We start from the raw sequence: 19,856 nt of genomic DNA on the forward strand, positions 1-19,856 counted from the left end.
CGCCACCGTGCACGACCCCGTCCCGCTTCTTGCGGTCGGGGCCGCGCACGGTGGCGGCCGCGGTCAGCCCATGCTCTTCGCGCCGTCCAGGGACTCGCGGATGATGTCGGCGTGGCCGGCGTGCTGGGCGGTCTCGGCGACGATGTGCAGCAGGACGCGGCGGGCCGACCACTCCTCGTCGGCCGCGAACCACGGGGCCTTCGGCAGAGGCCAGCCGGCGTCCAGGTCCGGGAGCACGGCGACCAGGTCGTCGGTGCGGCGGGCGACCTCCTCGTAGTCGGCCAGCACGCCGGCGAGCGTCTCGCCGGGCAGCATCCGGAACTCGTCGGCCCGGCGGGCGAAGTCGGCCTCGGTCCAGGAGGTGAAGTCGGGCATCGCCGACGGCCCCTCCTGGATGAAGGCCGCCCAGGTCCGCTCGACCGAGGCGACGTGCTTGATCAGGCCGCCCAGACACAGTTCGCTGTCCGTGGTCCGCCGGCCGGCCTGCTCGTCGGTGAGGTCGCGGGTGGTGAAGCGCAGGAACCTGCGCTGCTTGGCCAGCGCCACCAGCAGGTCGGCGCGCTCGCCGGTGGGTGCGGGTGCAGTGGTGGGCTCGTCGATCGTCCGGGTCTCGTTCAAGGTGTCTGCCTTCCGGGTTTTTTGCTCCGTCGGTCAGGTACCACGTTAGGGATCGTTCAGGTCAGTTCTCGTCCTGAATTCCAAATGAATCGGGGCCGCCCCGTCTGCGATGATGATCAGATGAAAGAGGGTCAGGCCGCACCGGCACCCGTCATCCTCGGCATAGACGACCTTCGGGCACTCCCCGGAGCCACGCGGATCGCGCGCACCAGCCGCGAAGGCATCCAGCTCCTGGAGGAGCACCGGGACAGCTTCATCGACGAGCTGTGGCTCGACCACGATCTCGGCGGCGACGACAGCATCATGCCCGTGGTGACCCTCATGGAAGAAGCCGCCTTCAGCGGACGGCCCTTCCGGATCGGAACGGTCTACGTTCACAGCGCCAACCCCATCGGCGCCGAAACCGTCGTCAGGTCGCTCACACACTGGGCCTACCGGGTCCGGCGGGCAACGGCCTAGGGTCCGTCTTCAAAGATGATCAAGCGATGAGAGATCATGTCGGGCGTGATGCGCCGTCATGAGCCGTACACGGACGCCCGGCTGGGTGACCGTGTACGGCTCATTGGTCGCGGCTGGGGCCCGCCGCTGGGGTCCGAAGGACGGGATCAGAGCATGTTCGTGTAGATGTTCCAGCCGGCGCCGAACTTCACCCGGGCGGCGAAGGTCGCGGTGCCGGCCTTGCCGGTCGAGGAGTACCGGTACATGTCGCCGTTCTTGACCCGGGCGAGCACGTCGCCCTTGCTGTCCCCGTCGATGTCACCCGGCGCGAGCAGCATGTCGTAGACGTCCCAGCCGGTGGCGATCTGTTCCCGGGCGGCGAACGGCGCGGTGGACGTCCCCGTGCCCTTGAAGAGGAACAGCCGGCCGGAGGTGTCCCGGGCGAGCAGGTCGGGCCGTCCGTCGCCGGAGTAGTCGCCGGCGCCGACCAGCGCGTTGTACGCGTTCCAGCCGCTGCTGACCTTGATCGGCGTGCCGAGCCTGGGGTACACCGCCCCGTCGCCGGGGTGCAGCCACAGGACTCCGGCCGCGTCGCGGCTGAGCAGGTCGCCCTTGCCGTCGCCGGTGAGGTCGCCGGGGCCGACCATCAGGTTGTAGTTCCAGGTCGAGCTGACCTTCTTGCCCCGGATGTACAGGTCGCTGCCGATGTTCTGCACATAGATGGCGTGGTTGTGGCTGTTGAGCCCGGTGGCGTACGTGTTGCGGGAACCGCGCGGCTCCGTGCCGACCCCGGTCGGCGGCGTCCGGTAGGTACCGTCGGCCAGCGCCTCGTACTTGACCAGGGTGCCGTCGGTCTGGGTCATGACGTTCTGGGACTTGCCGTAGAGCTGCGTGGTGCCGGCACCGACGATGAACCTGTTGAACTCGTAGCCGTCGCCGAAGTACTCCGGCGCGGCGAAGTGCCCGCCGCCGGTCGACTTGAACCAGTACTGCACGCCGTCACGGTCGCGGGCGAGCAGGTCGCTCAGGCCGTCGCCGTCCCAGTCGTCCGGGCCGGTGATCACGTTGTAGGCGTTCCAGCCGGTGCCGACCTTGACCGGGGCCTTGAGCGGGGCGGTGGCGCTGCCGGCCCCCTTGTGGAACCACAGGTCGCCGGTCAGGGTGCGGGTGAGGACGTCGCCGAGGCCGTCGCCGTCGACGTCGCTGGCCCCGACGATCTGGTCGTAGATCCCCCAGCCGGAGCCGACCTTGACCCGCGCGTCGAAGGGCTTGGTGACCGTACCGGTCCCCGTGTAGAGCCACAGGTCACCGGCGAAGTCACGGGCCAGCAGGTCGGGGTGACGGTCTCCCGTGATGTCCCCGGTGGCGATGAGGCGGTTGTACTTCTGCCAGCCGGTGCCCGACCACAGGGGCGCCGAGGTGGAGGTCGGGCCGGCCTCGTAGAGCGTGAGGACGCCGTCGAAGGAGAGGGAGAGCAGTTCGGGCTTGCTCGTGCCGCCCACGTCACCCACCGGCAGCAGGTCCTTGAACGAGGCGTCGGGGTCGGTCTTGGAGATCGCGTAGTCGCTCCACTCCCGGAGCGACGTCAGGTAGACGGCCGTGGACTGGTCGTACTCCATGGAGATCAGGTCACTGCGGCCGTCGCCGTCGACGTCGTGCCGCGGCTTGGCAACGACGGTCGCCTGCTCGGACGGCGCGGACAGGGCGGGCATGACGACGGTCGGATACCCGCCGGCGCCGGGCGGCGCGGCATCGGGGTCCGACACCGGTGCGGCGTCGGTCACCGGCTGCGCGACGACGGGGTCGGCCGCGCGGTGCTGCGGGGCGGCCGAGCTCGGGGCGGTGGCGAGAGCGCCGGCAGCCAGGGCGAGGACGCCCCCGGCGGCCAGGACCCTCAGGCGTCCGCGGTACGGTGCGGTCAAGATCCCCCCTCGGGATCGAACGTGTGGACCCACCCGGGCGCCTCGTGCCCCGCGACCGGGACACGCGTCGGCGCGTGAACGGTCCCCACTTCCTTCCCGCACCGTACGGACCGATTTTGTGGATTCCTTGTGAAGCTTCTCCCCTCCGCCTCTCCGACGATGCGCCGTGGAGCCCGACAGGCGGCGAACACACTCGCCGGCCGAAAGGCCGGGCCCACCGTCCGGGGGAGACCGGACACCATGACCGACTTCCGCGAGACGCTGGGCTACCAGACATTCGGCCGGGCCGCGCCGCACCCGGGGACCCCGGACTCGCGACTCTGCTGCGCGGCGAGTTCGGCGACGCTCGCATAGAGATCGTCTTCAAGGATCAGATCCAGAGCAGGATCGAGGCGATGGTGACGGCGGCCCGGTAGGACTCGCGGGTCTTGTCGTAGCGGGTGGCCGGGCCGCGCCACTGCTCGAGCCGGTTGAACCACCGCTCCACGACGTTGCGGAGCCGGTAGATCCGCCGGTCGAAGCCGGGTGGCCGCCCGCCGGGTGTGCCCCGGTTCAGGCGGTTCAGCGCCTGGTCGGCGCGCTCGGGGACGGTGTGCCGGATGCCGCGTCCGCGTGGGTACGCGCGGATCCTGCGGGAGCCGTAGCCCTTGTCGGCGACGACGTGGTCGGGCCGTGTGCGTGCTCGCCCCGGTCCGACCCGGGGGACACGGATGTCGGCCATGACGGCCTCGAAGCGGGTGCAGTCGTTGCGGTTGCCGCCGGTCAGGACGAAGCCGAGCGGGCGTCCGCGTCCGTCGCAGGCCAGGTGGACCTCGGTGCTCAGTCCGCCACGGGATCGGCCGAGGGCGCGATCACCCGCTTCGTCCCGGTCGAGGGCCCCCTTTTCCCGCCGGCGGCGTGCCGGTGGGCCCGCACGATCGTCGAGTCCACCGACACGAGCCAGTCGATGTCCCCGGCCGCGTCCTTCTCCGCCTGAACCTGCCGCAACATGCGCGAGAACGTGCCGTCCAGCGCCCACCTGCGGAAACGCGTGTACAGGGTCTGCCAGGAGCCGTACCGCTCCGGCACATCGCGCCAGGCCGAACCCGTACGCAGCTTCCACACGATCCCGTTCAGTACCACCCGGTCATCACCGCGTGGCCGGCCCGCGGTTCCAGAGCTGGGCAGGAACCGCGAGAGCACGGCCCACCCGGCATCCGAAAGCCCATGACGGCGCATCACGCCCGACATGATCTCTCATCGCTTGATCATCTTTGAAGACGGACCCTAGGAACCCGACAGCAGGCCCGGACCTCGCCTCCCGCCCGGCCGGTGGCCGCGGTGCCGGAGGGCCGCGGCGGTGACGGGGACGAACGGTGCTGTCGTTCCTGACCGAACCCCGTCACGCACCCTCGCGGTCAGGAGACTAGCGCGGGGTGGTCTCGTCGGCCCTGAACGGGCCGCCGTGGCCGGGCACGATCAGGTCCGCCGCGGCCAGCACCCGCAGCCGGGAGGCGCGCAGCACCTCGCGGTCCGGGGCCACCGGATCGTCCGCCGGCCCGTTCGCGTGCCACCACAGGTCGCCGGCGAAGGCGACCACGCCCGAGTCCGTGCCCGCCAGCAGCGTGATGTCCTCGGGGCTGTGGCCCGGGGTGCGGATCAGCCGCAGCGACGGGGTGAGTTCGTGGCCCTCCGCGTCCCGGTTCGTCCACTGGTCACCGCGGTACTCCACCTTGTGGTCGTGCACCCGGGCCCGGGTGAAGAGACCCGCGTTCATGGTGTTGTCGGGGTGGTGGTGGCTGAGCACCACGTCGGTGATGTCCTCGGGGCCGAGGCCCAGCTCCGCGAGCGGGGCGAGGATGTGGTCGGGACTCGCCACCATGCCCGGGTCGAAGATCACGTGCCGGCCCGCGTCGAAGACGTACGAGACGGTGGCGGCGACCCCGGGGCCGGTGGAACCCACGTAGCCGGTGGTCAGGACCTTGAAGGTGGCGCTGCGGCCGAGCGGTGCGTCTGTCATGGCCTCCATCGTTCCGGGCACGGGGGTGGCATGCGAGTGGCAGTGCTGCCTCTGATCGCAGGATTTGTGCCAACCGTGTGCCACACTCCGACCATGCCTTTCAGGACCGTCGCCGCGTACGCCCCTCCCGGTGTCGGCATGCTCGCCCTCGGCATCGTCACCGAGGTGTTCGGCCCCCACGGCGCGGCACTGCCCGGCTTCGACCTCGCCCTGTGCGCCGATCGGCCCGGGCCTGTGCCCACCGACCACGGCGTGCCGCTGTCCGTCGCGCACGGACTGGACCGGCTCGCCGACGCCGACCTGCTCATCGCCCTGCCCGGGGCCGGATTCCGGACACCGCCGGCCCCCGCCGTGCTCGACGCACTGCGGTCCGCGCACCAACGCGGCGCCGTGGTCGCCGCCCACTGCGTGGGCACCTTCGCGCTCGCCGCCGCAGGACTGCTCGACGGCCGACGGGCGACCACCCACTGGCGGTTCGCCGCACTGCTCGCCGACCGCCACCCGGAGGTCACCGTGGACGCCGACGCGCTCTACATCGACGAAGGGAGCATCGTCACGGGCGCGGGAGCGGCCGCAGGCTTCGACCTGTGCCTCCACCTGTTGAGGCGGGAGCACGGCGCCGCGCTGGCCAACGCCGTCGCCCGGGACGTGGTGCTGCCCTCCCACCGCGACGGCGGGCAGGCCCAGTACCTCGCCGCGCCCGTGCCCGAGGACGGCCGGGACGAGCGGCTCGCCGAGGTCCTGGGCTGGGCCCGCGAGCACCTCCACGAGCCGCTGCCGGTCACGGAACTGGCCCGCCGCGCCATGATGAGCAAACGTTCCTTCGCCCGCCGCTTCACCGCCGCGACCGGCACCACCCCGCATGCCTGGCTGCGCAGCCTCCGCCTGAGCAGAGCCGAGGAACTCCTGGAGACCACGGACCTCCCCATCGAGGAGATCGCCCGCCGGGTCGGCTACCAGAGCGCGGCGGTGCTGCGCGAGCAGTTCGTGCGGCGCCGCGGAGTGCCTCCCCGCTCCTACCGGCGCGCCTTCACCAGCACGCCGTAGCGGACCGGGCAAGTCGCCGCAGGCTCCCCGCCGGCTCGGGGCGGCTCTGCAGATCGGTGGACCACTTGCTGGGCTGCGACGGCCCATCAGTTCGAAGGAGCGGCAACACTCTTACGCGCATGCGCAACACCGTCACCGCGCCGGCCCTCGCGGCAGCCGTCGGTGCCACCATGCTCGCCACCGCACCCGCCGCGGAGGCCGACGCGTACGGCTGCACCCGGGAAGGGGTGGCGGCGAACCTGGTCCACACCAAGACCGTCCCGACCCTCAGCGGTGGCACCGGCGGTCGTCGACCACATCGCTCCCCGGCACTCCTGCAACTGACCCCGGGCGGCCCGACGGCCCGGTTCACTCGGGGACGTCGGGCGGCATCCCCCTCGGGTACGCGGGGCATGCTGATCTCTGCCGTGCGGCTGGTGATCAGGTCGGGGAACTCCCGCAGGACCGGACACCGCCGCGCAGGGAAGCGCGCCGATGAGAGAGCCGAGGAGCTCGATGCCCACCACCCCCACACCCGAACAGATCAACACCGTGGTCGCCTTCATCGACCGCTGCGCCCGCGAGGCCCGCGACCGGGTCTTCGCCGTCGAGGAGGTCGGCGGCGAGGCCGCCGAGGGCATCCGCCGGACCGAGGCCGGCCTCCACATCGCCACCGTGCACCTCGGCGGCACCGCGCTGTACGAGCTGACCCAGGCCTCCGAGCCCAACGCCCGTACTGTCGCGGTCTGCTGGGAGGCGCTGACCAAGACCGCCCAGACGTGGGCCGAGCACCCGGGCTACCCCGCCTTCCTGCCCAGGCCCGACTGGGCCCGGTGACAAGACGCGGTGGCCCGGTCCACGACCACGCCGTCCGTGCCGTCCGGGCCGACCGTACGGGTGTGCCGGGATCCCTGGCGGGTCAGTACCTGCGACCGCGGATCTCCCGCAGCCAGGGTTCCCGGACGGCGGGCATCCGCGCCGGCGTGTACCGGAACGCAGCGTCGGACGGCCGTAACGGCACCCGCGGGTGCGGCGGCAGCGGATCGTCCCGCTCGACGCCCGCCGGCAGCCCGCCGATCACCGGCAGCCGGGTCCGGTGGGGCGGGAAGGCCAACTCGGCCCAGAGTGCGGCCTCGACGGGAACGGCCACTGCGCCGCCGCTCGGCTGCCACACCTTCCCGGTCTGCGGATGGACCGGCACGAGCACCAGGTCGGCGGCCGGCTCGCCGACGCCCGGCCCCGCCAGGTCCAGGCGCTTCGCGCCCTCCCCGGAGGGCAGCAGTGCGGCGAGGGCCCGGCCGAGGAGTCCGGCGACCGGACCGGGCGCCACCTCGACCGGCCCGCCCCCGGCGGCCACCACCACGTGGGCGAGGGCCGCGCCGGCCGGGATGTCATGGGCAGCGGCTTCTCAGCCGTCACCGAACGCCCGGCGGGTGGCGGCGGGGACGCCGTTCGGCCGCGCTCCGGCCGAGTCCTTCGGGGCCGAGGCCGTGGCGGGTGCCCGACTCGCGGAGCCGGCCGTCTTCAGCTGAGCTGCTCGGCCAGTCCGACGATGATGCCCTCGGGACCGCGGACGTAGCAGAGCCGATAGACGTCCTCGTACTGCGCCAGCTCGCCGACGAGTTCGGCGCCGTGGGTGCGCAGGCGGGCAACGACGTCCTCGATGTCGTCGACGGCGAACATGATGCGGCGGATGCCCAGCGTGTTCGTCGGTGCGTCCCTCGGCCCGGCGCCGACCGCCTTCGGCGAGTGGAACATCGCCAGCTCGATCCGGCCGTGGCCGTCCGGGGTCCGCAGCATCGCGATCTCCTGCCGGACGTCGTCCAGCCCGATGACACGCTCCACCCAGCGCCCCTCGATCGGCGCCCTGCCCTCCAGCTCCATGCCGAGTTCGACGAAGAACGAAACGACAGCGTCAAGGTCTTCGACAACGATGAGGACGTTGTCCATCCGCTGGATCGTCATGCCGGGTCTCCTCGGTGAGGTACGGCCACGGTGGCCGCATCCGCCCCTGGGACGGAGCCGCCGGGCCGTTCTCGACATCCTCCGCCACGTCCGCCGATCTGTCGTCCAGGACTGTCGGCGCAGCACAACGAGGTCGAGGGGAAGCGGGTCGGGCTTCCGGTGCACGCCGTCCACCGGACGTGACCAGCGCCCCGACGGGGAAGGCTCGGCGGTGGGGGTGCTACGGCTGGAAGTCCTGGAGCCGGGGGGCCGATGGGCGCTGTCCCCGATGAAGGCGGTCGCGCGGCGCAGGGCGACGGCTGTACGTGCCCCGGGGCGTCCGTTCGGCGCAGGCCGGCGCGTGTGTCGCCCGCTGCGGTGATCGACTGGGGTGGACCATGCCCATCCGAGACGGAGTCCATGATGGCGATCGCTGCAGTCTTCGATGTCCCGGGCATGACCCAGGCCCAGTACGAGCAGAGTGCGGACAGGGTGACCGGTGGGAAAGGGGCCGTCACGAAGGCCTCAGACTGGCCCGTGCCCGGCCTCATCTCCCACACCTCCATGCCCACTCCGGGCGGCTGGCTCGTCGTCGACGTCTGGGAGTCCGAGGAGGCCTTCCAGCGGTTCGGCGAGATCATCGTCCCGATCCTGCACGAGCTCGGCGCCCCGCACGTAGAACCGAAGATCTACCCCGTGCACACCGTGGTCACCCGCTAGGGAACGCCCCAGCGGGATGTCCGTGTGTGAACGCGAAATGGGCCGGGCCCGGTACGTCGAGGCGTACCGGGCCCGGCCTGGTGGTAGCGGGGACAGGATTTGAACCTGCGACCTCTGGGTTATGAGCCCAGCGAGCTGCCGAGCTGCTCCACCCCGCGTCGGCGCGGCGACCCTACGGCACGTCAGGTGCGCGGCGCGACACGGTTCCCGGCCCGGACGGACCGAAGGGCAGGGGCAGGGTGGGGCACGCCAAAGCCGGCTGGGCGAGGAGAGCCGGTCCGTACACCAGCGCGGCGGCTCTGCCTCTCCGACGGTGTCGCGGACGGCGGGCGAGTGATCTCCGGCTCCCGCGCAGCGTCCTCCCCGGGACTCGGGCGGATTCCACCTGTGAAGATTCTTCCCGTCGCTGATCGACAAGAGGTATGAGAACCGCGCGTCCGGAAAGACGGATTCTGCAGGACCTTGTTCAGTTCGATCGGCGGGCCCATGATCGCGAGGTGGGACGGATGTTCCAGATTCTGTGGATTCTTCTCATCGGACTCGTGATCGGGCTGCTCGCCAGACTGATCCTGCCGGGGCGGCAGGCGATCCCGTGGTGGCTGACGATGCTCCTCGGAGCGGCCGGCGCCTGGCTCGGCAACGCGACCGCCGGCTGGCTCGGCGTCGAGCACACGGGCGGCGTGGACTGGATCCGGCACCTGCTCCAGGTGGGCTTCGCCGTAGTGGTCGTCGCACTCGCGGCACCACTGTGGCAACGCTCGCGCGCCCGACGGTAGATCAGGAGGAACAAGCAATGGGACTGGGAGTCTCCATATTCCTGCTCGCGGCCGGCGCCATTCTCGCCTTTGCCGTGAACTGGGATGTCTCGGAAGTCGACCTCGATACGGTGGGAATCATCCTCATGGCGGTCGGAGCGCTGGGAATTCTGCTCTTCCTCGGCCTGCGGTACCGGGACCGCTACGTGATCCGCGACCACGTCGTCGATGAGCCGCCGGTGGAGCCCCGCCGCGACAGGGGTCTGTGATGTTCCCGGCGAACCAGGGGAGAAAGTCCCCGTGATGCCCAACCGGCGGGAGCGAGCCGCGCCGGGCCGGCAGCGAGGAATCCTGTCCGCTGCCGTCGGACGTGCCGGGAGACGTACCCGGCCGCCGTCCGGTCTGGTCGGCCCCGCCGGGCTGCTCCGGTGCGCGCGGTGGCACCGGAGCAGTGAGCCGTCAACTGCCCACGAGGACACCCGGGTTGAGGATGCCGTGCGGGTCGAGGGCGTGCTTGGCGGCGTGGAGGGCGAGGGCGAAGGGTTCGGGGCGCTGGCGGTCGTAGGCCCGGCGGTGGTCGCGGCCGACGGCGTGGTGGTGGGTGATGGTGGCGCGGTGGCGGTGCAGGACGTCCTCCGCGACGGCCTTGAGCTCGCCCCAGACGGCGGCCTCGTCGCCGGGCCGGCCGCCGGCGATGACGGTGAAGTAGGGGGCGGCGCCGTCGGGGTAGACGTGGGTGAGGCGGCAGTTGACGAGGGCGGGGAAGCCGGTGGCCTTGCGGGCGGCGGCGCCGACCCCGTTGCGGATGTCGTCGATCAGGGCCGGGATGCGGTCCCAGGTGGCGGCCGTCTCGAAGGTCTCGACGACGGCGCCCATCCGGGCGAGGCCGTCGCGCAGGTAGGGCATGCGCAGGAAGGCGCTGCGCCAGGCCCCGACCGCGGCGTCCGGCGGTGCGTCGGCCCCGGTCCTCCCGGTGGTGCCGCCGTGGGCGCGGGCCAGTCCGACGGCCAGGGCGAGGCGGTCCTCGACGGGGGCGGTGGAGGATTCGAAGCCGAGCACCAGGACGGCGGACCCGTCCTGGGACGCGCCGGAGAGGGCGGCCTCGCCGGCGTCGAGCAGGCGGCAGTTCGCCGGCATGAGGTCGGACTGCGCGATGGTGCGTACGGCCTGCAGCGCGGCCTGGAGGTCGGCGAAGGCCACGGCTGCCGAGGCCCTGTGGGTGGGGCGGTCCTGCAGCCGCATCCAGGCCTGGGTGATGACGCCGAGGGCGCCCTCCGAGCCGAGGAAGAACCGGTCGGGGGAGGGGCCTGCACCGGAGGAGGGGAGCCGCCAGGAGGTGCCGGTGCCGGCGGGGGTGACCACCCGGAGGGACTGGGCGAAGTCGTCGATGCGGGTGCGGCCGGTGGCATAGTGGCCGCCGGCCCGGGTGGCGAGCCAGCCGCCGAGGGTGGAGAACTCGAAGCTCTGCGGGAAGTGGCGCAGGGTCAGGCCGTGCGGCCGCAGCCGGTCCTCCAGGGCCGGGCCGAGGATGCCGGCCTGGACGAGGGCGGAGCGTCCGGCGGTGTCGATCTCCAGGACGCGGTCCATGGCGGTGAGGTCGAGGGAGAGCACGCCGCGGTGCTCCTCGCCCCGGTACTCCACGCCGCCGACGACCGAGGACCCGCCGCCATAGGGGACGACGGCCACGCGGTGCTCGCCGGCCCACTCCAGCAGGTCCGCGACGTCCTGGTCGCAGCGCGGGTGGGCGACGAGGTCGGGGATGCGCCCCGGGCGGCCGCGCAGGGCGCGGGCCACGTCGCGGAAGGCCTTGCCCATGGCGTGCGAGGCGCGTGCCGCCGGGTCGGCGGTGACCAGGGGGGCCAGCGTGATCGGCGGGGTGACGGTCGGCGGGCCGATCCGCAGGTCGGCGATCTCCGGCAGGGGCAGCGGGCGGGCCAGGGTGCCGGGGACGAGGGCGCCCATGGCGATGCATTCGGCGTCGTCGGGGTGGGCGTCGGCCCAGCCCCAGCCCCACCAGGAGCGGGTGCGGTGCGTACGGGGTGCGGCGGCCTCGGCCATGGGGCTCCCTCGGGCGGCGGGAAGAGAAACTTACCAAGAGGTAAATTACCGCAGGGTAAGATCAAGGGCATGGCAATCCCCCTTTCCCGGGCCGGTACCAAGGGCGTCCCGAGGGCCGACCGCGAACGGCAGATCCTCGCGGCCGCCACCGAGGAGTTCGGCCGCCGCGGCTACGAGGCGACCTCCCTCGCGGCCGTCGCCGCGCGCGTCGGCGTCACCAAGACCCTGCTGCACCAGTACTTCGGCCCCAAGCAGGACCTCTACCTCGCCTGCCTCACCCCCGTCGGCGACCGGCTGCTGGAGGCCATCCGCACCGCCATGGACGCCGGCGGCGACGCCCGCCCGCCGACGCCCGTGCGCGTGCTGCACAACCTCTTCACCGCCCTCGAGGGGCAGCGCGAGGCCTGGTTCGTCCTCTACGACACCTCGCTGCCGCCCGACAGCGAACCCGCCCGGCTCGCCGCCCGCTACCGGGCCGCCGTCGACGACCTTGCGGCGATCGGCACCCTCGACGTCCTCCACCGGACGGGCTCCGCGGACGCGCCCGAAGCCGATGCGCCCGAAGCCGATGCACCCGAGGCGGACCCGCTCGACGCGGACGCGCTCGCCCACGCCTGGCGCGGCCTGGCCACCGCCCTGGTCCGCTGGTGGATCAAGCACCCCGAGGAGTCTGCGGACGCGATGGCGCAGCGCTGCGAACGCCTCTTCGCCGCCGCCCGCAGCGCCCTCGAACCCGAGTCGCCGTGACTGCTGCGCCATGTGCACGGCGCTCGGCCCCGGCAACGGACGTCCGCTGCCGGGGCCGAGCGCCGTGCCGCCGCTACGCGGGGGCCTCCGCGCTGTGCAGCGCACTCGCCTCCGCTGCGGTCAGGGCCCGGTCGTAGGCGTGGACCTGGTCGACCGAACCGTTCCAGAAGTCGGTGTTCTGGCCGTTGTACTTGGCGCGGCCGACCGCGAGCGGGCCGGTGCTGACGTCGGCCGGGCCGGCGGGCACGGATGCGGCGAGGACGCCGTCGACGTACAGCCGGATCGTGGAGCTCGCCGCGTCGTGCACGCCGACCAGGTGGTACCACCGGCCGAGTTGCGGGGTGATCGGCAGCCGGGCCCGGTTGCCGCCGGGCAGGCTGAAGGCGAACGCCCCCTGGCCGTACTGCAGATAGAACGGGTTCTCGATGCGCCGGCCGTCCTGGCTGAGGGCGGAGGCGTAGTTGCCGGGCAGGGCGTCCAGGGTCACCCAGGCCGCCACCGAGTAGCTCCTGGTGGTGTCGAGCACCGGGCCGGCGGTCTGCGCGTACTGGCCCTGGCCGTTGACCTTCAGGGCGCTGCCGCTGACGCCCGGCGCCCAGGAGGCGCCGCCGGTCAGCGTGAGGGCGGCGTGGTTGGGGCCCTGGTCGGCGGCGGTGCTGCCGGTGCCCTCGTCGAGCGTCCAGGAACCGCCGCCGTGCAGCTCGGAGCGGGCGCCCGCGGCACCACCGGCCGCGATGACCTTGAGGTTGACCGCGCGAACCTGGGCGGCGTCGACCTTGATCTGCCTCCGGTCGTACGTCCAGAGGCCGTTGAGCTCGTTCTCCAGGTCGGTGACCTGCGTGTAGACCGAGCCGGAGAGCTCGGCGCCGGCCGCCGCCAGGTAGAACGTCTCGGTGTTCTGCACGTACTTCTGGGTGAGTGCCGCCTTGTCGGCCACGCCGCTGTAGATCACGGTCGGGGCGCCGGGCCACATGTGGCCGGGGGAGCGGAGGGTGAAGCCGCCGTGCTCACCGTCCATCGCGGCCCGGGTGGCGTCGGGGAAGGCCGGGTCTGTGTTGCCGTAGTCGTGATGGTCGATGATGTCGCCCTTGCCGGAATCACCCTTGGAGGCGCAGCAGTTGACGCCGCTATGCGCATTGACCAGGCGGGACGGGTCGGCCGCCTTGACCGCCTCGGTCAGCTTGCCGGTCTCCGTCCTGTCCCACTCGCCCCAGCCCTCGTTGAAGACGATCCAGCCGATCACCGAGGGGGAGTTGTGCAGCAGCTTCATCCCGGCCGCGCCCTCGTCGGTGAACGCCTGGCGTCCTGCGGCGGTGCTGTAGTCGCCGGAGACGAAGTCCTGCCAGACCATCAGTCCCAGCTTGTCCGCCTGGTAGTACCAGCGCGGTGATTCGACCTTGATGTGCTTGCGGACGGCGTTGAAGCCGAGGTCCTTCTGCGTCTTGAGGTCGAAGGCGATGGCGGCGTCGCTCGGCGCCGTGTAGAGGCCGTCCGGCCAGAAGCCCTGGTCGAGCTGGGCGAGCGAGAAGACCGGCTTCCCGTTGAGGACGATCTTTTGGTACCCGCCGACGTCGGCGAGGGCGATCTTCCGCATGCCGAAGTAGCTCTTGACGGTGTCGTTCGAACTGCCGCTGTTCAGGATGACCTTGAGGTCGTAGAGGTAGGGGTCGTCGGGCGTCCACAGGTGCTGGTTGCCCACCGGAAGGTGGAGGAGGGTGTTGGCGGGGCCGCTGATCGAGCCGACGGTGTTGCCATTGGCGTCCTTGGCGACCGCCTTCACCAGCGTTCCGGCGGGCGCGCCGGGGGAGTTGACGGTCAGCGCGAGGGTGCCGGTGTCGATGTCGGGGGTGGCGGTCAGGCTCTCCACCGAGGCGGCGGTGACCGGCTCCATCCACACGGTCTGCCAGATGCCCGAGGACTGCGTGTAGACGATGCCGCCGGGGGAGTTGGACTGCTTGCCGATCGGCTGGTTCGCCCCGGCGGTGTCGGTGACCGCGACCACGATCTCCTGCGGGCCGGTGCCCAGAAGCGCGTCCGTGATGTCGGCACTGAAGCCGGTGTACCCACCGGTGTGCTCGGCCACCTTCACGCCGTTGACCCACACCGTCGCCCGGTAGTCCACCGCACCGAAGTTCAGCTTCAGCCGGTTGTCCTTGCCGATCCTCCAGCCCTTCGGCACGGTGACCGTGCGCCGGTAGAACATGTGGTCCTCGTGGCGCTCCAGGCCGGACAGCAGGGACTCGACCGGGTACGGCACGATGATCTTCTCGCCGAGGTCCTTGCCGAACACCGGCTGCTCACCGGCGCGGGCGGCGGCGAACTGCCATGGTCCGTTGAGGTTCACCCAGTTGTCGCGGACAAGCTGCGGGCGCGGGTACTCGGGCAGCGGGTGGTTCGGGTCGACCTTGTCGCCGAACGGGGTGGTGAGGCGGTGGGTGGAGGCGTTGGCCGAGGTCCGGAGGATCTGCGGAACGGCCTCGCCGCCGGAGGTGAGCGTGCCGGCGCCGTCGTACCGGAAGCGGACCTGCTGGCCCTTCTGCACCGGTTCGGCGAGCCTGACGATCAGCGACCGCCTGTCGTCGGAGGCGGCCGAGACGGACTTCACCGGCATCGGCGTGGTGTCCGCCTCGATCCTCAGGTGGTCCGCGAGGCCTGCGGTGCCGGCGACCTTGCCCTTGAACGTGGCCTGCAGGCGAAGCCCGTCCCGGGCGACGTTCAGTGCGACCGGGTAGACGCTGAAGCCGTCCGGCGGGGTGAAGGCGGACTCCGGCACGAGCTGCTTCGCCAGCCCCGGGCCGGACCAGCGCAGGAACATGTTGGCGCCGCCGACGTCCTGGAACATCTCCAGCCGGAAGTCGTGCCGCTCGCCGGCGTTGAGGTGCACGGCGGCGCTGGTCTGTTCGCGGTCCCAGTCCGGCACCCAGTGGTCGATGACCGGCGCACCGTCGACGAAGAGGCGGAAGCCGTTGTCGCCGATGGCGTAGAACGTGTAGTCGCCGGTCGCCGGGGCCTCGATCCGCCCGGTCCACCGGGCCGTGGTGTTCTCCTGGCGTCCCGTCATCTCCTGGAACGTGCCGGCCAGCCCGGGAAGATCGATGCTGGGGTCGAGTGCGGTGCCGCCGAGCTCGGCGAAGTCGCGGGCACCGGGGGCCGACATCCGGTAGTACTCGCCCTTCAGGCCGTGCACCTGGGCGTCCGGGTCGGCTGCGGCGAAGGCGGTCGCCCGGTCGGCCGGTTCGGCCGCCGAAGCGGCGGGGACCAGGCCGGCCACGGGCAGCGAGAGCGTCGCTGCCAGCAGCAGCGACCACATCCCGCGCCACGGTCGGCGGGCTGGCTGTCGTCTCATGCGGATGCTCCTCACGGGGGGTGGACCGCCCTTCCCGGCCGGGTGCCTTCCTGGCGGAGGGGCGGGTGGGAGTTGTGGCGGAGAACGGACGGGGGCGGCTCGGAACGGGGCAGGGGCCGGGCGACCGCCGACTATGTCGGCCGGGCTGCTCGACCGCGGCGGTGCGCCATGATGCGACGGCATGCCGCAGCGCCCGGCACCGGCGGCGGACCGGTGTCGCGAGGGGTGGGTGGAGTTCCGTTCCAACGTTGGAAAATCGGGGCAGCCAGCATGACAGCACGACCCCGAGGCCGTGTCCACCCCTTCGGAGCGATGCGTTGCGGGAAAGTCCTCCGCGTGCCCACTTCGCGCGATGTCGACCTGCGGCAGCAGGACATGACGATGTGTCGATGTATCGCCAAGTCGGCTTCCCCGGCTGCTGTGCCCCAGGCGGACCGCCGGCCCGCCGGTCACTCCGGGCATGCCGTCGGCCTGGGCGGATGTCCGGACTGCCCGGCGGAAGCGGCGGGGGAGTGTACGCCGCCGGCCATCGTGTGCGGCGGCTGCCGAGGCGGCGTCAGAAGTGGCGCGACGAAGGGGCGTCCGCCCGGAATGAAGCGTGGGAATGCTCTTGCCTGCCCGAGCGCGACGCCTGTATAACGTTGTAAACACAGCCTCGAACAATCCCTTCACCTCTACTTCCGATTCCCGTGCATCGAAGCCGGCCCAGGCGTTCACGCGTGCCTGCGGAAGGCGCCCCGGCCACCGGGCGGGTGAAGCCGACGGTGCGTCGCATCCGGGCTGTCCGGGTCGGACAGCGCAGCGGCCTAGCGTCGAGGGCGGCCGGCGTGGCCGGTGCGGCCGAGCACCCGGACCCGCGGCCCCGCCCCGACCGGAAGGCTGTCCCTGCATGCGCATCCGCCCGTCGTGCACCAGAACCGGACTGGTCGCCGCAGCCCTGCTGCCGCTCCTGGCCGCCACCGCGGCCGGTACCCCGGCGCTCGCGGACACCCCGGCACCGCGGGGACGCGCGGTCGTCCCCGGAACAGCGCCGAACTGGACCCGTACCGCCGCCGACCAGGGCAGGGAACGCGCCGACGCGCCCGTCGCCGTACGGGTCTACCTCGCCGGACGCGACCAGAAGGGACTGGACGCCCTCGCCCGCGAGGTCTCCGACCCCGCCTCCGACCGGTACGGCCGCTTCCTGACACCGCAGCAGCTGGCCGAGCGGTTCGGCAGCAGCGAGGCACAGAGCGCCAAGGTCGGCCGCTGGCTGCACTCCTCCGGCATGCACGTCACCTCCTCCAACAACCACTACCTCACCGCCGAGGGCGATGCCGCCGACGCCGAGCGGGCCTTCGGCACCGAACTGCACACCTACCGCAAGGGCACCCGCACCTACCGGGCACCGGCCGGCGAGGTCACCGTGCCCGCCGACCTGACCGACGACGTGCTGAGCGTCACCGGACTCAACACCGCCCCCAGCAAGGTCCGGCCCGGCCGGCAGCAGCACCGGGACACCCTGCCGGGCCCGGGCGGCGCCTTCGTCAACTCGCCCCCGTTCTCGGCCTACTTCGGCTCCGACCCGGCCACCGGCACCCCCGCGGCGTACGGTGCCGTCCGGCCCTACGTGATCCAGGGCCTCAACGGCAGCCGGCTGCGCACCGCGTACGGCGCGAGCGCGACCGGCCTCACCGGCCGCGGCGTCACGGTGGCCGTCGTCGACGCCTACGACTCCCCGACCATCGGCGACGACGTCACCCGCTACGCCGCCGAGCACGGCGACGCCCCCTACGGCAAGAACCAACTGCTGCGCTACGACCCGGCGGTGTGGACGCACACGGCCCCGCCGGAGGTGGACCCGGAAGGCTGCGACGCGGCCGGCTGGTACGGCGAGCAGACTCTCGACATCGAGGCCGTGCACGCGGTGGCCCCCGACGCGGACATCTCCTACGTCGGCGCGTCCTCCTGCTACGACCAGGACCTCGTCGACGCCCTCGACCGCGTCGTCGACCAGCACCTGGGCGACATCGTCTCCAACTCGTGGGGCGAGCCGGAGAACGCCGGCGACCCCGCCTTCGACCGGGTCTACCAGCACCTGTTCAAGCGCGGCGCGGTCACCGGCATCGGGTTCTACTTCTCCAGCGGCGACTCCGGAGACGAACTCGAGAACACCGGCACCAAGCAGACCGACATGCCGGCCTCACTGCCCTGGGCGACCGCCGTCGGCGGCACCTCCCTGGCGCTGGACGCCTCCGACGCGTACCGCTTCGAAACGGGCTGGGGCACGCTGAAGTCCGTCCTCTCCGCGGACGGCACCGGCTGGACCGGCCTCCCCGGCACGTTCAACGGCGGCGCGGGCGGCGGCACCAGCGCCCGCTTCGCCCAGCCCCACTACCAGCGCGGCGTCGTCCCGCCGTCGCTGTCCGATGCGAACGGCGGCCGCAACCGGGTCGTCCCCGACATCGGCGCCGTCGCCGACCCCAACACCGGCTTCCTCGTCGGCCAGTCCCAGACCTTCCCCGACGGGAGCGTCCGGTACAGCGAGTACCGGATCGGCGGCACCAGCCTCGCCTGCCCCGTCGTCGCCGCCCTGCAGGCACTCGCCCAGCAGGCCCAGGGCTCCCCGATCGGCTTCGCCAACCCCGCGATCTACGCCCGCTACGGCACCTCCGCCTACCACGACGTGGTGGACCACCCCTTCGGGCCCGGCACCGAACTCGCCCAGGTCCGCGTGGACTTCAACAACAGCGTGGACGCGAGCGACGGCACCACCACCTCCCTGCGCACCATGGGCCACGACACCTCGCTCGTCGCCGACCGCGGCTACGACCCCGTCACCGGCGTCGGCACTCCGACCGCCGACTACCTCACCTCCTACGACTGCCCGCCCGACGAGCGCCCGGGCCGCCACCGCACCGCGGACTGACGCGCGGTCCCTCGTAAGCCGCCGACCGGGTAGGGCCCGGTCGGCGGCCTCGGCGTGCTCTGTCGAGCGACCCCGGTCGATTGCCGAGCGGCTTCGGCCGTCCGGACCCTGGGGGCGAGCCGTGTCTGTCGTGTCTGTGATGATCGCTCCGAACTTCGCGGAGGACGCGATGGACAGACCGACAGACGGGCCCGAGGCGGACCGGCGGGGTGCGGACGGCGGTCGCATCCGGTTCCGGCCGGGTGACGTGCTGACGGTGGAGTGCCCGTTCACCGAGACCACGGTCACCGAGGTCTCCCGCTACCACGTCTCCGTGGAGTGGCCGTGGCTGGAGGTGGACCCGAAGGCCGAGAAGTACAGGTGGAACGGCCAGCGGGCGCTCCCACTGCCCGAGGCCGACGAGTGGGAGACCTTCCGAACGGAACCGGTCGAGACCGCACTGAAGCCGGGCGACACGTGCCTGGTGGGAATCCCTTCGACCGTGGTGCACGTCCAGTCGGTCGAGGACTTCGATCCGCCTCTGGTGACCGGCATGCTGCCGCGGACCGACTCCTGCCTGGACGTCCTGCCGCAGGGCGAGACCTATGACCCCGAGCTCGAGGACCAGGCCTACGCTCTCGAACCCTCAGGTGGTGAACCGATCCGCATCGGCCTGCTCTTCCGTCCCTACGCCTTCCTCGAACCGGGCGACGAGGTCGCCGACCGGACCGGCCGTGCCTGGCGGTTCGACGCGGCCTGGGAGTGGCACCCCCTCGACGGTGAGCAGCCCGGCACCCCGGCCTGGCCACTGGATCTGCTCTCCCGCGGAGGCGAGCCCGCACCCGAGGAGATCGCGGCGGTCGCCCGGGCGACGGAGGCCGGCAGCCACGCCGGGCAATTGGCGCGGTGGACCGAACTCGCCCTCGCGGAGCCGGCCTCAGGTCGGCAGTAGTCCCACTGGAGCACCGGGAGAATCCCGGAAAGATCGTCATACGGGCGGGCGGCGTGAGCCGGGGCCGAGCAGGCTTCGTGAGGCGGAGGCGTACGCCCATCTGGCGGAGTGGTGTGCCGCCGTATCGACGAAGCATGTCGTCACTCTGAGTATCGGGCCGGTGCTGGTGGAATCCGATTTCTGACGCTTCGTCAGAGAGGCGTTTTCCATCAGCCGATTGTTCGAAAGGAGTTGTCCATGACTCAGCTCAACGAGTCCGATGTCGAGCTCAAGAGGTCGATGACGAGGAACGCGGCGGACGGCACCAAGACGTGGCGCCACACCGTGAAGCCGGACGCGGAGGCCGCGGCGGCCTTCCTCAACACCAATCCCGCCCAGGGGCCGGGTGAGGCGACTCTCACCACCCGTACCGACGGCCAGATCGACGTGGTCTTCCTGATGTGA

At 71.9% G+C, this 19,856-nt stretch carries 18 protein-coding genes and 1 tRNA gene; 10 read left to right on the plus strand and 9 right to left on the minus strand.

The window, feature by feature from the left end:
- Positions 1-63: 63 nt before the first annotated feature.
- Positions 64-618 (minus strand): DinB family protein, encoded by a 555-nt coding sequence (locus tag ACQ614_RS34915; protein WP_431683125.1) that lies wholly within the window; start codon positions 616-618, stop codon positions 64-66.
- A 120-nt stretch (positions 619-738) separates the two neighbouring features.
- Here ACQ614_RS34915 and ACQ614_RS34920 point away from each other — a divergent pair, with 120 nt between their 5' ends.
- On the plus strand, positions 739-1,077 hold the full coding sequence (locus ACQ614_RS34920; RefSeq protein ID WP_431683126.1) for a cyclic-phosphate processing receiver domain-containing protein: 339 nt from the start codon (positions 739-741) through the stop codon (positions 1,075-1,077).
- Between the two features lie 146 nt (positions 1,078-1,223).
- On the opposite strand, the gene ACQ614_RS34925 is transcribed toward ACQ614_RS34920, so the two are convergent.
- From ACQ614_RS34925 to ACQ614_RS34935, 3 genes are all read right to left on the minus strand, one after another.
- Positions 1,224-2,978, minus strand: a complete 1,755-nt coding sequence (locus ACQ614_RS34925) for an FG-GAP repeat domain-containing protein (protein ID WP_431683127.1) — start codon at positions 2,976-2,978, stop codon at positions 1,224-1,226.
- 370 nt (positions 2,979-3,348) lie between these two features.
- Positions 3,349-4,196 (minus strand): IS5 family transposase gene (locus ACQ614_RS34930; protein WP_431684107.1). Its coding sequence is split into 2 segments (ribosomal slippage): positions 3,349-3,833 and positions 3,833-4,196, totalling 849 coding nucleotides; the frame shifts between segments, so codons are not numbered across the junction.
- A gap of 187 nt (positions 4,197-4,383) precedes the next feature.
- Entirely contained in the window at positions 4,384-4,977 is a 594-nt protein-coding gene (locus ACQ614_RS34935) for an MBL fold metallo-hydrolase (RefSeq protein ID WP_431683128.1), read from the minus strand.
- A 93-nt stretch (positions 4,978-5,070) separates the two neighbouring features.
- On the opposite strand from ACQ614_RS34935, the gene ACQ614_RS34940 reads away from it, so the two are divergent.
- Both ACQ614_RS34940 and ACQ614_RS34945 read left to right on the plus strand, forming a co-directional pair.
- Complete coding sequence (locus ACQ614_RS34940) at positions 5,071-6,024, plus strand: GlxA family transcriptional regulator (RefSeq protein WP_431683129.1); 954 nt, start codon at positions 5,071-5,073, stop codon at positions 6,022-6,024.
- A 495-nt stretch (positions 6,025-6,519) separates the two neighbouring features.
- On the plus strand, positions 6,520-6,840 hold the full coding sequence (locus tag ACQ614_RS34945) for a hypothetical protein (protein ID WP_431683130.1): 321 nt from the start codon (positions 6,520-6,522) through the stop codon (positions 6,838-6,840).
- Positions 6,841-6,922: 82 nt separating this feature from the next.
- Here ACQ614_RS34945 and ACQ614_RS34950 read toward each other — a convergent pair whose 3' ends face one another.
- On the minus strand, positions 6,923-7,366 hold the full coding sequence (locus ACQ614_RS34950; protein ID WP_431683131.1) for a hypothetical protein: 444 nt from the start codon (positions 7,364-7,366) through the stop codon (positions 6,923-6,925).
- A 161-nt stretch (positions 7,367-7,527) separates the two neighbouring features.
- On the minus strand, positions 7,528-7,968 hold the full coding sequence (locus tag ACQ614_RS34955; RefSeq protein ID WP_431683132.1) for a VOC family protein: 441 nt from the start codon (positions 7,966-7,968) through the stop codon (positions 7,528-7,530).
- 402 nt (positions 7,969-8,370) lie between these two features.
- On the opposite strand from ACQ614_RS34955, the gene ACQ614_RS34960 reads away from it, so the two are divergent.
- A complete protein-coding gene (locus tag ACQ614_RS34960; protein ID WP_431683133.1) occupies positions 8,371-8,667 on the plus strand; it encodes a hypothetical protein in 297 nt (98 codons plus the stop codon).
- A gap of 81 nt (positions 8,668-8,748) precedes the next feature.
- On the opposite strand, the gene ACQ614_RS34965 is transcribed toward ACQ614_RS34960, so the two are convergent.
- Positions 8,749-8,825 (minus strand) — tRNA-Met (locus ACQ614_RS34965).
- Between the two features lie 348 nt (positions 8,826-9,173).
- Here ACQ614_RS34965 and ACQ614_RS34970 point away from each other — a divergent pair.
- On the plus strand, positions 9,174-9,443 hold the full coding sequence (locus ACQ614_RS34970) for a GlsB/YeaQ/YmgE family stress response membrane protein (protein ID WP_431683134.1): 270 nt from the start codon (positions 9,174-9,176) through the stop codon (positions 9,441-9,443).
- A 17-nt stretch (positions 9,444-9,460) separates the two neighbouring features.
- Positions 9,461-9,691, plus strand: a complete 231-nt coding sequence (locus ACQ614_RS34975; RefSeq protein ID WP_431683135.1) for a DUF6458 family protein — start codon at positions 9,461-9,463, stop codon at positions 9,689-9,691.
- A 190-nt stretch (positions 9,692-9,881) separates the two neighbouring features.
- Here the strand turns inward: ACQ614_RS34975 and ACQ614_RS34980 are convergent, their stop codons facing one another.
- Positions 9,882-11,480, minus strand: coding sequence for an FAD-binding oxidoreductase (locus ACQ614_RS34980; protein ID WP_431683136.1), 1,599 nt, complete (start codon positions 11,478-11,480; stop codon positions 9,882-9,884).
- A gap of 69 nt (positions 11,481-11,549) precedes the next feature.
- Here ACQ614_RS34980 and ACQ614_RS34985 point away from each other — a divergent pair, with 69 nt between their 5' ends.
- On the plus strand, positions 11,550-12,227 hold the full coding sequence (locus ACQ614_RS34985; RefSeq protein ID WP_431683137.1) for a TetR/AcrR family transcriptional regulator: 678 nt from the start codon (positions 11,550-11,552) through the stop codon (positions 12,225-12,227).
- A 73-nt stretch (positions 12,228-12,300) separates the two neighbouring features.
- On the opposite strand, the gene ACQ614_RS34990 is transcribed toward ACQ614_RS34985, so the two are convergent.
- Positions 12,301-15,573 carry a LamG-like jellyroll fold domain-containing protein gene (locus tag ACQ614_RS34990; RefSeq protein WP_431683138.1) on the minus strand — a complete coding sequence of 1,091 codons (3,273 nt, stop codon included), beginning with the start codon at positions 15,571-15,573 and terminating at the stop codon, positions 12,301-12,303.
- Between the two features lie 889 nt (positions 15,574-16,462).
- Here ACQ614_RS34990 and ACQ614_RS34995 point away from each other — a divergent pair.
- The 3 genes from ACQ614_RS34995 (at position 16,463) to ACQ614_RS35005 (ending at position 19,856) form a co-directional block, all read left to right on the plus strand.
- A complete protein-coding gene (locus ACQ614_RS34995) occupies positions 16,463-18,481 on the plus strand; it encodes a S53 family peptidase (protein ID WP_431683139.1) in 2,019 nt (672 codons plus the stop codon).
- Between the two features lie 169 nt (positions 18,482-18,650).
- Positions 18,651-19,412, plus strand: a complete 762-nt coding sequence (locus ACQ614_RS35000; protein ID WP_431683140.1) for a hypothetical protein — start codon at positions 18,651-18,653, stop codon at positions 19,410-19,412.
- A gap of 237 nt (positions 19,413-19,649) precedes the next feature.
- Entirely contained in the window at positions 19,650-19,856 is a 207-nt protein-coding gene (locus ACQ614_RS35005; RefSeq protein WP_431683141.1) for a hypothetical protein, read from the plus strand.

This window comes from Kitasatospora dryopteridis, from assembly GCF_050749075.1.
GTDB lineage: Bacteria > Actinomycetota > Actinomycetes > Streptomycetales > Streptomycetaceae > Kitasatospora.